This window comes from Pseudomonas sp. R32 (assembly GCF_009866705.1).
Taxonomy (GTDB): Bacteria; Pseudomonadota; Gammaproteobacteria; order Pseudomonadales; family Pseudomonadaceae; genus Aquipseudomonas; species Aquipseudomonas donghuensis.
In genome coordinates, this window is sequence record NZ_CP019396.1 from 2,511,492 (window position 1) to 2,525,386 (window position 13,895).

The window sequence follows — 13,895 nt, forward strand, 5'->3', positions numbered from 1 at the left end:
ATGACTAGCGGATGCGGATGTGGTGGCGGTAATGGTGGTGGCGGTGGCTGCGCTTCGTCGACGCCGCATGTGCCCGAGGCGGGCGAGCAGGCGGTGGCGGTCGAGGTGCCCGCGCAACTGATCGCCAGCAGCGAGCAGGAGTGGCCGGTGATCAGCGTCAATGGCGTCGCCATCGGCCCCGAGGCCTTGGCCCAGGAGCTGCAGTACCACCCGGCGGTCGATCGCGAGGAGGCCATGTACATGGCCGCCCGCGCCCTGGTGATCCGCGAGCTGATGCAGCAGCGGATTGCCGAGTTGGGGCTGTCGGTGCAGGTTGGCGCCGGCGAGAACCAAGAGGAAGCCGCCACGCGCCTGTTGCTGGAGCGCGAAGTGCAGGTGCCGGTGTGTGACGAGGCCACCTGCCTGCGTTATTACGACAGCAACCGCGGGCGCTTTCACAGCGCACCGCTGCTGGCGGTGCGGCACATCCTGCTCGAATGCGCGCCGGACGATGCCGAGGCACGCAGCCTGGCGCTGGTGCAGGCCGAGATTCTCCATGAGCGCCTGATGCAGTTCCCCGAGCAGTTCGCCGAGCTTGCGCAGAAGTACTCGGCCTGCCCGTCGAAGGCCCAGGGCGGTGAGCTGGGACAGATCAGCAAGGGCCAGACCGTGCCGGAGCTGGAACGCCAACTGTTCACCCTGGCGCCGGGGCTGGCCGTCAAGCCGCTGGAAAGCCGCTACGGCTGGCACCTGGTCAGTGTCGACCAGCGCATCGAAGGCCAGGCCTTGCCGTACGAGGCAGTGGCCACGGCGATTCGCACCCAGTTGCAGCAGGGCGTGTGGCAAAAGGCGTTGGTGCAGTACCTGCAAACCCTGATCGGTGCCGCCGATATTCGCGGCATCCGCTTGCAGGGCGCCGACTCACCGCTGGTGCAATAAGGGGACGGTGATGAGCACTGTGATGCAGGACGGCTTCGGGCGGCAGATCGATTACTTGCGCATGTCGGTGACCGATCGCTGTGATTTTCGCTGTGTGTACTGCATGGCCAAGCACATGACCTTCCTGCCGCGCCAGCAGGTGCTGACCCTTGAGGAGTTGCAGCGCCTGGCCACGCTGTTCGTTGGCCAGGGTGTGCGCAAGATCCGCCTGACCGGCGGCGAACCGCTGATTCGCCCCGGCATCGTCGAGCTGTGCCGTCACATGAGTGCCTTGCCGGGCCTGCGCGAACTGGTGATGACCAGCAATGGCTCGCAACTGCAGCGCCTGGCCCGGCCGCTGGTAGACGCCGGGGTCAAGCGCATGAACATCAGCCTCGACAGCCTGGACGGCGAACGCTTCCGGGCGATTACCCGCAATGGCGATCTCGATCAGGTCCTGCGCGGCATTGAGGCGGCGGGTGATGCCGGCTTCGAGGGCGTCAAGCTCAACTGCGTGGTGATGAAAGGGCGCAACTTCGATGAAGTATTGCCCCTGGTGCAGTACGCCATCGACCAGCGCATCGACATCACCTTCATCGAGGAGATGCCCTTGGGCGACGTCGGCCGTTCGCGCGGCGAGTCGTTCTGCGCCAGCGACGAGGTGCGGGCGCTGATTGCCAGTCGCCATGCCCTGCTCGACAGCGCCGAGCACAGCGGCGGGCCGGCGCGCTACGTGCGTCTGGCGCAGCACCCGGCGACCCGCATCGGTTTTATCTCGCCCAACAGCCACAACTTCTGCGCCAGCTGCAACCGGGTGCGGATGACGGTGGAAGGGCGCTTGTTGCTGTGCCTGGGGCAGGAGGACTCGCTGGATTTACGCGGCTTGTTGCGCCGCTATCCGCTGGATGACCAGCCGATTGTCAGCGCGCTGCAACAGGCGTTGCGGCGCAAACCCTTGCGCCATGATTTCAACCCGCAGGGGGAGGTGCAGATCTTGCGGTTCATGAACATGAGCGGCGGGTGAGGGTGGCCGTCAGGGCCTCATCGCGGGGCAAGCCCGCTCCCACCCTGTAGGAGCGGGCTTGCCCCGCGATTCTTGATATCGATCAATTTCTTCCACCCGCTTTACCCGTAGCCTTCACTGCATATTGTGTTTCTAAATAAATAAACACCTATATGTAGTGTCTGGAGGGCAAATGCACAGCACGCTGATCAGGGTAGGGCATAACCGGTTGCACAAGCGCGATGGCAGCCTGGTGGCCTTTGACGCGGACAAGATCCGCCAGGCGTTGATCGCCGCCGGCAAGGCCACCGGCGAATACGCCGAAGCCGAGGCGGACGGTTTACTCGATGCCGTGCTCGCCCATCTGGAGGGCTATTCGAAACTGCACGTCGAACAGATCCAGGACCGGGTCGAGCGGGTATTGATGGACGCCGGCCATTTCCTTTCGCTACGCGCCTATATTGTCTACCGCGAACAGCACGGGCGCCTGCGCCGCGATCGCAAGACCCTGGTCGAGGTGGCCACCTCGATGAACGAGTACCTCAACCGCGAAGACTGGCGGGTGCAGGCCAACGCCAACCAGGGTTACTCCCTCGGCGGCCTGGTACTCAATGTCTCCGGCAAGGTCACTGCCAACTACTGGCTCGACGAGGTCTACAGCGAAGCCATCGGCCGCGCCCACCGCGAGGCCGACCTGCATATCCACGACCTCGACATGCTCGCTGGCTACTGCGCCGGCTGGTCGCTGCGCAGCTTGCTGCACGAGGGCCTCAATGGCGTGCCGGGGCGGGTCGAGGCCGGGCCGCCCAAGCACTTGAGCAGCGCCTTGGGGCAGATGGTCAACTTTCTCGGCACCCTGCAGAACGAGTGGGCCGGGGCCCAGGCCTTCAGCTCGTTCGACACCTACCTCGCGCCCTATGTGCGCAAGGATCAATTGAGCTTTGAAGAGGTGCGCCAGGCCATCCAGGAGTTCATCTACAACCTCAACGTGCCGTCGCGCTGGGGCACGCAAACCCCCTTTACCAACCTGACCTTCGATTGGGTCTGCCCGCAGGACCTGCGCGAGCAGATCCCGGTGATCGGCGGTGAGGAAATGCCCTTTGCCTATGGCCAGCTGCAGGCCGAAATGGACCTGCTCAACCGCGCCTACATTGAAGTGATGCAGGCTGGCGACGCCAAGGGCCGGGTGTTCACCTTTCCGATTCCGACCTACAACATCACCCATGACTTCCCCTGGGACAGCGACAACGCCGAGCGCCTGTTCGCCATGACCGCCCGCTATGGCCTGCCGTACTTCCAGAACTTCCTCAACTCGGACATGCAGCCCAACCAGGTGCGCTCGATGTGTTGTCGCCTGCAGCTGGATGTGCGCGAGTTGCTCAAGCGCGGTGGCGGCCTGTTCGGTTCGGCCGAGCAGACCGGCTCGCTCGGCGTGGTGACGATCAACTGCGCGCGCCTGGGCTACCTGTACAAGGGCGACATCAGTGGCCTGCTGCAACGCCTGGACGCGCTGATGGAGCTGGCCATGGAGAGCCTTGAGGTCAAGCGCAAGGTCATCCAGCACCATATGGATGCCGGGCTCTATCCGTACACCAAGCGTTACCTGGGCACCTTGCGCAATCACTTCTCGACCATCGGCGTCAACGGCCTGCACGAGATGCTGCGCAACTTCAGCGATGACCAGATGGGCCTGCACACCGCCCAGGGCCGGCGCTTCGCCCTGAACCTGCTGGACCACGTGCGCGCCACCCTGGTGCGTTTCCAGGAAGAAACCGGCCACCTGTACAACCTTGAGGCCACCCCGGCCGAGGGCACCACCTACCGCTTTGCCAAGGAAGACCTCAAGCGCTTCCCCGACATCCTCCAGGCCGGCTGCAGCCAGGCGCCGTACTACACCAACTCCTCGCAGCTGCCGGTGGGCTACACCGACGACCCGTTCGAGGCCCTGGAACTGCAGGACGAGCTGCAATGCAAATACACCGGCGGCACCGTCCTGCACCTGTACATGGCCGAGCGGATCTCCTCGGCCCAGGCCTGCAAGCAACTGGTGCGCAGGGCCCTGGAGCGTTTTCGCCTGCCGTACCTGACGATCACCCCGACCTTCTCGATTTGCCCGGTACACGGCTACCTGGATGGCGAACACGAGTTCTGCCCCAAGTGCGACGAAGCGCTGCTGCTGGCCCAGCAGCAGGGCAGCGTGCACTGACCCCTTACCCTCAACCGCAAGGAGCTTCATCATGACTGCACAGCAAACCCCGGCCGTGGCGCAACGCCAACGGTGCGAAGTCTGGACCCGGGTCATGGGCTATCACCGCCCGGTGTCGGCGTTCAACCCCGGCAAACAGTCCGAGCACCACGAGCGGCTGCACTTCAATGAGGGTGCGGCAACGGCCGGGCATCCATGAATCGAGCGCTACGGGTCGGGGGCATGGTGCCCCTGACCACCCTCGATTACCCCGGCAGGCTGGCCTGTGTGCTGTTCTGCCAGGGCTGCGCCTGGCGCTGTCGTTACTGCCACAACCCGCAACTGATTCCGCCCCGGGGCAGCGATGAGCTGCCCTGGGCGCAGGTGCTGAGATTTTTGCAGCGGCGTCAGGGCCTGCTCGACGCCGTGGTGTTCAGCGGCGGCGAACCGACCCTGCAAGACAGCCTGGCCGAGGCCATGGCCCAAGTGCGGGCCATGGGCTTTGCCATCGGCCTGCACAGTGCCGGGATCAAGCCCGAGGCCTTTGCCCGGGTGCTGCCCGGCGCCGACTGGGTGGGCTTTGACGTCAAGGCGCTGGCCGAGGACGGCCAGGCGGTCACCGGCGTGCGCGGCAGTGGCCAGGCCAACTGGCGCAGCCTCGACTACCTGCTGGCCAGCGGCGTCGACTACGAATGCCGCACCACGGTGCACTGGCACCTGATCGATCCCCCCCGACTCATCACCCTGGCCCGGCGCTTGAACGCGCTCGGGGTCAAACGCTTCGTCGTGCAGTTGGTGCGCACGGCACGCATGCTCGATGCGCAATTGCCCAGTGCTTCGGCACAAAGCTTGCTGCCTGAGCTGTGGGGCACCCTCCACGCGCTTTTTCCCGCGTTCGAAGTACGCGACTAGTAAGGCTTTGAAATGACCAGATTGACCACAGCACAACGTATCCTCATCGGCTTTGCCATCGCGCCCCTGGCTCTCCTGGGCCTGGCCTTCTATGCACTGCACGACCTGGCCACGCTCAAGGAGCAGGCGGTAGTGATCGTCAAACAGGATTGGCCGAAGATCGAGCCGATCATGGTCATCGCCACCGGTGTGCGCGACAACGCGCGCAACACCCGCGACCTGTTGCTGGACAAGGACAACCTGCAAGTACAGCAGGCCATCGACACCACCAAGCAGCGCATCACCCAGGCCCTGGCGACGCTCGAACCGTTGTTCTACCTGCCCGAAGGCAAGGCCGCCTATGCCGCCTTGAAAGCCAGCCGCGAAGCCTATGTCGCGGCGTTCACCCAGGTGCAGACGCTGATTCGCCAGGGCGACGCGCAGGCGGCAATGGCCCAGCTCAAGCAGCAGGTGGTGCCCGCCGAGCATGAGGTCTACAAGAACCTGGAAAGCCTGATGGCCCTGCAGGGGCAGATCTTCGTCGAGCGCGAGCAGGCCGCCCAGTCCCTGTACAACGATGCCCGGCTGAACATGCTCGGGCTGTTCGTGCTGTGCCTGCTGGCGGTGATCGCCGCCGCGTTGCTGGTGACCCGCAGCGTTACCCGGCCACTGGGCGGCGAGCCGGATGCCGCCGCGCGGGTGCTCAGCCAGATCGCCCAGGGCGACCTGACCATCGAGGTGCCGACCCACACCAGCGCCGACGGCAGCGTGATGCTCAACATGCACCACATGCAGCAGAGCCTGAACAGCATGGTCAAGCATATCGCCGCCTCGGTGGAGCGGGTGGCCAGCTCCTCCGAAGAGCTCAGCGCGGTCAGCAGCCAGACCAGCAGCAGCCTGCAGTTGCAGGGCCTGGAAATCGAACAGGCGGCTGCGGCGGTCAACGAGATGACCGCCGCAGTGGACGAGGTGGCGCGCAACGCGGTGAGCACCAGCGAAGCCTCGAAAGTATCCGAGCAAACCGCCCAGCGTGGCCGTGAGCAGGTGCGCGAGACGGTCGCCTCGATCACCGCGCTGGCCGACGGCGTCAACGATACCTCCGGGCGCATCCAGCAACTGGCCGGGCGCGTGCAGGACATCAGCACGGTGCTGGATGTGATCCGCAGCATCGCCGAGCAGACCAACCTGCTGGCGCTCAACGCCGCCATCGAAGCGGCCCGCGCCGGCGATGCCGGGCGCGGTTTTGCCGTGGTCGCCGACGAGGTGCGGGCCCTGGCCCATCGCACCCAGGTCTCGACCCAGGAGATCGAGCAGATGATCGGCAATATTCGTCAGGACACCGGCCAGGCGGTGACCGCCATGCTCAGCAGCAGCGAGTTGGTACACAGCACCCTGGAGGTGGCGCAGCGTGCCGGTGAAGCGCTGGAGGCGATCACCCAGTCGATCTCGCAGATCAACGAGCGCAACATGATGATCGCCAGCGCCACCGAAGAGCAGGCCCTGGTGGCCCGCGAGGTGGACCGCAACCTGGTGGGCATTCGCAACCTGTCCGAACAGGTGCTGCTCGGTGCGCAACACACCGACACCGCCGGCCATGACCTGGCGCAGATGGCCGGCAGCCTGAGCCAGACCGTGGCGCGCTTCAAGGTCTAGCTCCAGCCCCAGAACTGCAACCACCAGCCATGGCCCACGGCGGCGATGGCCAACAGCAGGCAAGCGCTGGCGCCGCAACGGCGCCAGCCACGGATGTGTTGCGCTGCCAGCAGCTTGCTCGCCAACAGCAGGCTCCAGCCCAAGGCCGCGATCAACAACGTGGCCCTGGCCGGCTGTACCCAGTCCAGCAGCAAGCCCTCAAAGCGCAGCAACTTCACCGTGGTGGCCGACAAGCCAAGGAACAGCCCCGCACCACCCAGGGGCGTCAGGCACAGGCTCAGGGGCCAATACAGGGCAGGATTGCCCGCCAGCCGCGCGGCCAGGCGCAGTAGGATCAGCAGCCCGCCGCCGAGCAGCAGGGCACTGCCACACAGGTACACGACGATGCAGAAACCGTCGAGCCAGCTGAAACTGTCGTTGAGTTGCGGGTAATGGGTCAGCAGCCACCAGGGCGCGTTGTCCTGTAGCGGCCAGAGCAGCTCATGCTCCACCAGCCAGTTGGCCAGCCATTGCTTGAGGGTGATGAACCAGGGGCTGACTGTCCATTGGAAGGCGCCCATGGCCAGGCCGATCACCCCGAACAGCAGCAAGCGGGTGTCCCAGGGCGAGGGGGTGTGGGTGGCCGCTTCAAGTATCTCCTGGTTGCTGGAACGGGCGATCAGCTGCACCGCGCCGCGTTGCCCGCTGCAGCGGCCACAGGCATGGCAATCACGGGCGCCGCGCATCCGCCGGATGTCCAGCAGCGGGGCGCAGTTGGGCGGTGGCAGGCGTGGCCCGGCGTTGGCTTGCCAGCGCTGTTCATCGACCTGAAAGTGCACCGGCGCCAGCCGCGCCAACAGGGCGAAGACGCCGCTGACCGGGCACAGGTAGCGGCACCAGATGCGCTTGCCGCGCACGAACAGCACACCGGCCAGCACCGCCGCCAGGGTCGAGCCACCGAGAATCAGCAGCGCCGCCTGGGCGTAGTCATAGACGCTGATCAATTGGCCGTAGAGGGTGGTCAGGCAGAACGCCAGAGTGGGCCAGCCGCCCCAGCGCACCCAGCGCGGTACGCCCATGCCCTTGCCATACTGGCTGGCCCATTCGCTGAGCGCGCCTTCCGGGCAGAGCACGCCGCACCAAAGCCTGCCGAACAGCACGATCGACAGCAGCACGAATGGCCACCAGATACCCCAGAACAGGAACTGGGCGAACAGCGTCAGGTTGTCCAGCATCCGCGCCTGGCTATCCGGCAAGGGCAGCAGCGCCGGCAGCACCAGCAGCAGGGCATAGAACAGCACTACCGTCCATTGCAGCGTACGAATCACCCCGGCGTTGCGCCGCATGCCATCGCCCAGGCGCTGCAGCCAGCGGTTGCCCAGGCTCAGGCCGGACATGCTTGGGCGCCTGTTCTGCGTTGCAGCAGCCAGCAGCCGACACTCAGCCAGTAGCCGCAGAGCACCAGCAGGGTGAGGGCGCTGGGGCTGGCCCGGTAGCCGGCTACACCTGCGAGAAAACCGCCGACACCATGGCTGTCGCTGAGCCACAGGCTGCTGTCCCAGAGCGCATCACCGACCAGGGTATAGGCCATTTCCGGCAGGTCCATGGCCAGTAACTGGCCGCTGATGCGTTCGCTGGCACTGACCAGCAAGGCAGCGGCGAGCAACAGCAGAACGCCCTCGCTGAGGGCAAAGAAGCGTTGCCAGGACATCCATCGGCGACTGCCCTGCAACAGGGCGATGGTCAGGCCCGAGAGCACCAGCCCGGCAATGCCGCCAATAGCAAACAGGCCCAGTTGTGGCCCCTGCAGACGGGCGCCAGCGCCATACAGGAAGACCACGGTTTCGCTGCCTTCGCGGCTGACCGCAAGCATTGCCAGCAGCAACAGGCCGAGGCCGCCCTGACGCGTCAGTTGCCGGTCGGCCTGGCGCTGCAACTGGCCCTTGAGCGTACGCCCATGGCGATGCATCCAGCCGACCATCTGCACCATCAGCAGGCTCGCGACCAGCGCCAGGCCGGCCTGGAACCATTCGTTGGCGGCGCCGCTCATGGTCTCGCCGGCGTACAGGATCAGCACCGCCAGCAGGCCCGAGAGCAGCACGCCCAGGGCCACGCCCACCCAGAGAAAATTGAACAGGCGCCGGGCGCCTTGTTGCTGGCCGGCCCAGGCCTGGAGAATGCCGATCACCAGCAAGGCCTCGACGCTTTCGCGCCAGACGATGAACAGTGCTTGATTCATGAAGCCTCCTGCACGCGGGTTATTTGGCCAGGATGCCGCCTTCGGGCAACTGCGGATTGAACTCGTCGAAAAACGGATAGTGGCCGGGGCGCAGCGGGTGGATGACGACAAAGCTGGTCACCCCGGGCGACAGTACTTTCTCGACCCGCAGCGGCGTGCTTTCGAATTCCGCCGGGCCTTCGCCGAGGTTCTTCAGGACGATCTTGAAACGCTGCCCGGCTGGCACTTCGAGCAGGGCGGGGGTGAAGTGGCCGTCGCGCAGGATCAGCTCGAAGCTCGGCAACGGCGCGGCGCTCAGCGGCAAGGCCGCACAGGCGAGCAACAGGGCCAGGGCTTTCATTCAGTAACCGCCTTTCTTGCCGATCCCGGCATAGACGAACTCGTAGTGCAGTTCACAGCGTTCGAACCACGGCTCGACCCCGGTTTCCTTGTCGGTATGGCGGCCCAATGCACCATGGCCAGCCGGTGGCAGCAGGGTGAAGGTCAGCCGGTACTTGCCCGGGCCCTGGAGCTTGACGTTGTCGCCATAGTGCGGCCCGTCGTTGGCGACCATGGCGTGGAAATCGCCGCGGATGGGTGTGTCGCTGCCTTGCTTTTGCAGGCTGAAGGCGACGTTCAGGTAGGGCACGAAACTGCCTTCCTGAAAGCCCTGGCGATTGTTTTCGGTGGCCCGTACATCGGCTTCCAGGTGGATGTCGGAATCGGCGGTGGCGCGCATCATCCCGGCCGGGGCCATTTCGATCGGCTGCAGGTACACCGCACCGACCTCAAGGCCCGGGCACAATTGCGGCTCGCCAATGGGGTATTCCTTGGCGTGGGCAAGCGGGGCGATCAGGAGCAAGGCAAGAGGGAGCGAAAGGGCGCTACGCATGATGACGTCCAGGGCTGAGCAATGGGAGCCCGAGTCTAGGAAGCTTCTGTGCGAACAATAATGATTATTATCAATTTTACGGGATATCGGTCAGCGTCCTTGATCTGCATCAAGGGCAATGCCTGACCCGCGCAGTAGCGTGGAGGCTCGCCCATTGCCTGCCTGAGGCATTTCATGGCCAAGCCCTTTCCCATCAGCCCCAAGCACCCCGAGCGCATCTGCTGGGGGTGCGATCGCTACTGCGCGGCCAACGCCCTGGCCTGCGGCAACGGCGCCGACCGCACCATGCACCCGGCGGAAGTGTTCGGTGAGGACTGGAACGAGCAAGGTGATTACGGGCTGGCGTTGCCGGAGCAGCAGGGCCCCGCTCAGGATCAGGGGGCCACATAGGTGCTCTGTTGTTCAGTCAAAACAGCTGTTGACGCTTATCCAGTTGCTGGTCGACCAGCCATTTGCCGTGCGCCAGTGATGCGTGCTGGGCGTTATCAAGGTCGGCCAGGTAGGCCATCTTCACCGGCAGCGACAAGCGCCGGCTGGTGTGGCCCTCGGGATCGGTAATCAGGCATCCGGCGTTGTAGGGCGTGGGGATGCCCGGGTGGGTTTCGACGCTGGCGGTGATGGTGTGGTTGCGATGCACGCATTGAAGGGTCTTCATCGTCCTTACCTCGCTGCTGTGGTATCCAAAGCGCACCAGTCAGGGCGCTTTTTCGGGTATACCACAGCAGCCGTGCGGCTGGATCCGGGCCGACGAACGTGACCGTCAGCGGAACGCCGGCACCACTTCGTTGATGAACAGTTCCAGGGACTTTTTCTTTTCGGCATGGGGCAGGCTGTTGTCGCACCAGAAGCTGAACTCGTCGACCCCCAGCTCCTGGTAGTAGCGGATGCGCGCGATGATTTCTGCCGGGGTGCCGATCATGGTGTTCTTGCGGATGTTGTCCAGTTCGAACTCCGGACGTTCCTTGAATTTCTCTTCCGGGCTTGGTGCCAGGAAGCCGTTGTTGGGTACCTGCTTGTTGCCGAACCAGGCATCGAAGGTCCGGTAGAAACGCGAGATGGCCTGGGCGCCGACTTTCCAGCCGTCGGCGTCATCCGCGGCATGCACGTGGGTGTGGCGTAGCACCATCAATTGCGGGCGCGGTACCTCGGGGTTGTTGGCCAGGGCTGCCTCGAACTTGTTCGTAAGGTCCAGGACTTCTTCATCGCCTTTCATCAATGGCGTGACCATGACGTTGCAGCCGTGCTTGACTGCGAAGTTGTGCGAGTCCGGATCGCGCGCGGCGATCCACATCGCAGGCATGGGCTGCTGGATCGGCTTGGGCACGCAGGTCGAGGTGGGGAATTTCCAGATCTCGCCATCGTGGGCGTAGTCGCCTTGCCACAAGGCGCGCACCACCGGCACCATCTCCCGCAGGGCCTGGCCGCCCTCGGACGCCGGCATGCCAGCGGCCATGCGGTCGAATTCGAACTGGTAGGCGCCGCGGGCCAGGCCCACTTCCATGCGCCCGTTGCTGATCACATCAAGCAGGGCGCATTCACCGGCCACCCGCAACGGGTGCCAGAACGGCGCAATGATGGTCCCGGCACCCAGGTGAATGGTGCTGGTGCGCGCCGCCAGGTAGGCCAGCAGCGGCATGGGGCTGGGCGAGATGGTGTATTCCATGGCGTGGTGTTCGCCGATCCATACGGTGCTGAAACCGCCGTCTTCGGCCATCAGGGTCAGTTCGGTGAGGTCTTCGAACAGCTGGCGGTGGCTGACCTGTTCATCCCAACGTTCCATGTGTACGAACAACGAAAATTTCATAACGCATTCCTCGGATCTTGTTGTAGGTCGCCTGTCGGATCAGGCGGCATGACTCTCGACCTGCGCCCTGCGCCTGTCGTAAGAATAGTGCGGCTCAGGCGAAGGCTGGCAGTTCGGCCATCTTGCCGCGGCAGTACACCAGCGGGCTGGGGGCTTGCTCGGGGACGATGAGGTTTTTCACCGCGCCGACCATGATCGCGTGGTCGCCGCCTTCATATTCGCGCCACAGCTCGCATTCGATGATTGCCGTGGCGTTGGCCAGCAATGGATTGCCCAGTGCGCTCAGGGTCCAGTCGATGCCCTGGGCCTTGTCTTTGCCTTTGCGCGCAAAGGCATAGGCTTCGGCCTGTTGGGCACCGGACAGCAAGTGGATGGCGAAGCGCTTGTTGCGGATCAGCACCGGGTAGGAGTCGGAGCTGTAGTTGGGGCAGAACAGCACCAGCGGCGGCTCCATGGACAGCGAGCTGAAGGCGCTGGCGGTCAGGCCGACGACCTGGCCGTCGTCGTCCAGGGTGGTTATCACCGTGACGCCGGACGGGAAGGAGCCCAGGACGTTCTTGTAGACGGTTGCGTCGATCATGGCGTGGTCCTCGGAAGCAGCGGTGGTCCGCGTTTTTGTTTGATGTGTCTGATGGTATACCGTAATACCTGATTTGCAAGTGGAATTTTAAGTCGCGACGAGTGGCCCAGGATTACGCTAAAGGCCAGTAAACACGGGGCTTACAGCGTTTTTCAAAGGAAAATGGCGAGGTCAAGATCAGATCAGTTGCAGGCAAAATAGCCGGATCAGTCTTGTGGAAAAGATGGAATACCATAATATGGTTCGCAGCTGAGAGGCCGCTTCGAACACTCCGCAAGCGGTTTCCTACAAAGATAAAAACAGAACCTTTCGAGCTTATTGCCCATGTCCCAGCCGTCTTCGCAACATCAGTTGATCGAAAACCATACGGTCGATTACGTACCGCCCACCGAGCGCCACGGCAAGGCGCGCGATCTATTCACCCTGTGGTTCAGCACCAACATCGCGCCGCTGCCGATTGTCACCGGGGCGATGGTGGTCCAGGTGTTCCAGCTCGACTTTTTCTGGGGAATGCTGGCGATCGTGCTGGGGCATCTGCTCGGGGGCATCGTCATCGCCCTGGCGTCGGCCCAGGGGTCGCAGATGGGCATCCCGCAAATGGTTCAGAGCCGCGGGCAGTTTGGCCGCTATGGCGCGCTGCTGATTGTGTTTTTTGCCGCCATCATCTATGTCGGTTTCTTTATTTCCAACATCGTCCTGGCTGGCAAGTCGATCCACGGCATTGCCCCGAGCGTGCCGATGCCGGCGGCAATCGTCATCGGCGCCCTGAGTGCCACGGCCATCGGTGTGATCGGCTATCGCTTCATACATACCCTCAACCGCATCGGTACCTGGGTGATGGGCTCGGCATTGCTGGCGGGCTTTTTGATGATCTTCGCCCAGGAGCTGCCGGCCGACTTCTTCAGCCGTGGCGGTTTCAACCTGTCGGGCTGGGTCGCAACCCTGTCGCTGGGGGTGATCTGGCAGATCAGCTTTTCCCCTTACGTGTCCGACTATTCACGTTACCTGCCGCGTGAAGTGGGCATCGCACGGCCGTTCTGGGCTACCTATTTTGGCGCGACCCTGGGCACCATCCTGTCGTTCGGCTTTGGTGTCGTTGCTGTGCTGGCCGTGCCAGAGGGGACCGAGGCGATGGCGGCGGTGGAGCAGGCCACCGGTTGGTTGGGGCCGATCCTGATGGTGTTGTTCCTGCTCAACATCATCAGCCACAACGCCCTTAACCTGTATGGCGCGGTGCTGTCGATCGTGACCTCGATCCAGACCTTTGCCAGCCGCTGGACGCCGAGCATCAAACTGCGAGTGGTGCTGGCCAGTGTGATTTTGCTGGGTTGCTGCCTGGTAGCGTTGAGCGCCTCGGCGGACTTCATCGGCCAGTTCATCGGCCTGATCCTGGCACTACTGCTGGTACTGGTGCCCTGGGCGTCGATCAACCTCATCGACTTCTACCTGATCAAGCGCGGCAACTATGACATTGCCTCGATCTTTCGTGCCGATGGTGGAGTCTACGGGCGCTTCAATGCCCATGCGATCATCGCGTATGCCTGCGGGATTGTGGTGCAACTGCCGTTTGCCAATACGTCGTTGTATGTCGGGCCGTATGCCAATCTGGTGGAGGGTGCGGACTTGTCGTGGCTGATCGGGCTGCTGGTGACGTGCCCGTTGTATTACTGCCTGGCGACCCGGGGGCGGGGTCAGCTGGTACAGATCCAATGCAGGAGCGGGCTAGACCCGCGATGAGGCCAATACAGCCAGCACATCAAGTGTTGCCTGGATTGCGACCGCTGCGCGCTCGA

15 protein-coding genes are annotated in these 13,895 nt (G+C 63.9%); 8 read left to right on the forward strand and 7 right to left on the reverse strand.

Annotated features, from left to right (window positions below; all coding sequences use genetic code 11):
• The 6 genes from PspR32_RS11690 (at position 1) to PspR32_RS11715 (ending at position 6,629) form a co-directional block, all read left to right on the forward strand.
• Positions 1-918, forward strand: coding sequence for a peptidylprolyl isomerase (locus PspR32_RS11690; RefSeq protein WP_159388516.1), 918 nt, complete (start codon positions 1-3; stop codon positions 916-918).
• A gap of 10 nt (positions 919-928) precedes the next feature.
• Complete coding sequence (gene moaA / locus PspR32_RS11695; protein WP_036995871.1) at positions 929-1,921, forward strand: GTP 3',8-cyclase MoaA; 993 nt, start codon at positions 929-931, stop codon at positions 1,919-1,921.
• Between the two features lie 172 nt (positions 1,922-2,093).
• A complete protein-coding gene (locus PspR32_RS11700; protein ID WP_010221952.1) occupies positions 2,094-4,106 on the forward strand; it encodes a ribonucleoside triphosphate reductase in 2,013 nt (670 codons plus the stop codon).
• A gap of 31 nt (positions 4,107-4,137) precedes the next feature.
• The gene (gene nrdD, locus PspR32_RS26465) at positions 4,138-4,305 is read left to right on the forward strand and encodes an anaerobic ribonucleoside-triphosphate reductase (RefSeq protein WP_010221953.1); all 168 of its coding nucleotides are present in this window, start codon (positions 4,138-4,140) and stop codon (positions 4,303-4,305) included.
• Positions 4,302-4,997: an anaerobic ribonucleoside-triphosphate reductase activating protein gene (locus tag PspR32_RS11710; RefSeq protein WP_100782692.1), complete on the forward strand. Its 696-nt coding sequence runs from the start codon at positions 4,302-4,304 to the stop codon at positions 4,995-4,997. The genes nrdD and PspR32_RS11710 overlap by 4 nt, the downstream gene beginning before the upstream one ends.
• A gap of 12 nt (positions 4,998-5,009) precedes the next feature.
• Complete coding sequence (locus PspR32_RS11715; RefSeq protein WP_159388517.1) at positions 5,010-6,629, forward strand: methyl-accepting chemotaxis protein; 1,620 nt, start codon at positions 5,010-5,012, stop codon at positions 6,627-6,629.
• Here PspR32_RS11715 and PspR32_RS11720 read toward each other — a convergent pair.
• The 4 genes from PspR32_RS11720 to PspR32_RS11735 are packed head-to-tail and all read right to left on the reverse strand — an operon-like array spanning position 6,626 to position 9,718.
• Positions 6,626-8,005 carry a 4Fe-4S binding protein gene (locus PspR32_RS11720; RefSeq protein WP_100782694.1) on the reverse strand — a complete coding sequence of 460 codons (1,380 nt, stop codon included), beginning with the start codon at positions 8,003-8,005 and terminating at the stop codon, positions 6,626-6,628. The genes PspR32_RS11715 and PspR32_RS11720 overlap by 4 nt on opposite strands.
• A complete protein-coding gene (locus tag PspR32_RS11725) occupies positions 7,993-8,847 on the reverse strand; it encodes an FTR1 family iron permease (RefSeq protein WP_010221957.1) in 855 nt (284 codons plus the stop codon). The genes PspR32_RS11720 and PspR32_RS11725 overlap by 13 nt, the downstream gene beginning before the upstream one ends.
• Before the next feature lie 19 nt (positions 8,848-8,866).
• The gene (locus tag PspR32_RS11730) at positions 8,867-9,187 is read right to left on the reverse strand and encodes a cupredoxin domain-containing protein (protein WP_036995865.1); all 321 of its coding nucleotides are present in this window, start codon (positions 9,185-9,187) and stop codon (positions 8,867-8,869) included.
• Positions 9,188-9,718, reverse strand: coding sequence for an iron transporter (locus tag PspR32_RS11735; RefSeq protein ID WP_010221959.1), 531 nt, complete (start codon positions 9,716-9,718; stop codon positions 9,188-9,190).
• 174 nt (positions 9,719-9,892) lie between these two features.
• On the opposite strand from PspR32_RS11735, the gene PspR32_RS11740 reads away from it, so the two are divergent.
• Entirely contained in the window at positions 9,893-10,108 is a 216-nt protein-coding gene (locus PspR32_RS11740) for a DUF3079 domain-containing protein (RefSeq protein WP_010221960.1), read from the forward strand.
• A gap of 16 nt (positions 10,109-10,124) precedes the next feature.
• Here the strand turns inward: PspR32_RS11740 and PspR32_RS11745 are convergent, their stop codons facing one another.
• The 3 genes from PspR32_RS11745 to PspR32_RS11755 all read right to left on the reverse strand — a co-directional run bounded on the left by PspR32_RS11745 (position 10,125) and on the right by PspR32_RS11755 (position 12,102).
• Positions 10,125-10,373 carry a hypothetical protein gene (locus PspR32_RS11745; protein ID WP_010221961.1) on the reverse strand — a complete coding sequence of 83 codons (249 nt, stop codon included), beginning with the start codon at positions 10,371-10,373 and terminating at the stop codon, positions 10,125-10,127.
• A gap of 105 nt (positions 10,374-10,478) precedes the next feature.
• The gene (locus tag PspR32_RS11750; RefSeq protein ID WP_010221962.1) at positions 10,479-11,522 is read right to left on the reverse strand and encodes an LLM class flavin-dependent oxidoreductase; all 1,044 of its coding nucleotides are present in this window, start codon (positions 11,520-11,522) and stop codon (positions 10,479-10,481) included.
• 94 nt (positions 11,523-11,616) lie between these two features.
• Entirely contained in the window at positions 11,617-12,102 is a 486-nt protein-coding gene (locus PspR32_RS11755) for a flavin reductase family protein (protein WP_036995864.1), read from the reverse strand.
• A gap of 324 nt (positions 12,103-12,426) precedes the next feature.
• On the opposite strand from PspR32_RS11755, the gene PspR32_RS11760 reads away from it, so the two are divergent.
• On the forward strand, positions 12,427-13,839 hold the full coding sequence (locus PspR32_RS11760; protein WP_159388518.1) for a purine-cytosine permease family protein: 1,413 nt from the start codon (positions 12,427-12,429) through the stop codon (positions 13,837-13,839).
• Positions 13,840-13,895: the final 56 nt, after the last annotated feature.

Excerpts from the sequence above, each read along its gene's own strand:
- PspR32_RS11690 (WP_159388516.1), top strand. The coding sequence starts at position 1 with ATGACTAGCGGATGCGGATGTGGTGGCGGTAATGGTGGTGGCGGTGGC.
- moaA (WP_036995871.1), top strand. The coding sequence starts at position 929 with ATGAGCACTGTGATGCAGGACGGCTTCGGGCGGCAGATCGATTACTTG.
- PspR32_RS11700 (WP_010221952.1), top strand. The coding sequence starts at position 2,094 with ATGCACAGCACGCTGATCAGGGTAGGGCATAACCGGTTGCACAAGCGC.
- nrdD (WP_010221953.1), top strand. The coding sequence starts at position 4,138 with ATGACTGCACAGCAAACCCCGGCCGTGGCGCAACGCCAACGGTGCGAA.
- PspR32_RS11710 (WP_100782692.1), top strand. The coding sequence starts at position 4,302 with ATGAATCGAGCGCTACGGGTCGGGGGCATGGTGCCCCTGACCACCCTC.
- PspR32_RS11715 (WP_159388517.1), top strand. The coding sequence starts at position 5,010 with ATGACCAGATTGACCACAGCACAACGTATCCTCATCGGCTTTGCCATC.
- PspR32_RS11720 (WP_100782694.1), bottom strand. The coding sequence starts at position 8,005 with ATGTCCGGCCTGAGCCTGGGCAACCGCTGGCTGCAGCGCCTGGGCGAT.
- PspR32_RS11725 (WP_010221957.1), bottom strand. The coding sequence starts at position 8,847 with ATGAATCAAGCACTGTTCATCGTCTGGCGCGAAAGCGTCGAGGCCTTG.
- PspR32_RS11730 (WP_036995865.1), bottom strand. The coding sequence starts at position 9,187 with ATGAAAGCCCTGGCCCTGTTGCTCGCCTGTGCGGCCTTGCCGCTGAGC.
- PspR32_RS11735 (WP_010221959.1), bottom strand. The coding sequence starts at position 9,718 with ATGCGTAGCGCCCTTTCGCTCCCTCTTGCCTTGCTCCTGATCGCCCCG.
- PspR32_RS11740 (WP_010221960.1), top strand. The coding sequence starts at position 9,893 with ATGGCCAAGCCCTTTCCCATCAGCCCCAAGCACCCCGAGCGCATCTGC.
- PspR32_RS11745 (WP_010221961.1), bottom strand. The coding sequence starts at position 10,373 with ATGAAGACCCTTCAATGCGTGCATCGCAACCACACCATCACCGCCAGC.
- PspR32_RS11750 (WP_010221962.1), bottom strand. The coding sequence starts at position 11,522 with ATGAAATTTTCGTTGTTCGTACACATGGAACGTTGGGATGAACAGGTC.
- PspR32_RS11755 (WP_036995864.1), bottom strand. The coding sequence starts at position 12,102 with ATGATCGACGCAACCGTCTACAAGAACGTCCTGGGCTCCTTCCCGTCC.
- PspR32_RS11760 (WP_159388518.1), top strand. The coding sequence starts at position 12,427 with ATGTCCCAGCCGTCTTCGCAACATCAGTTGATCGAAAACCATACGGTC.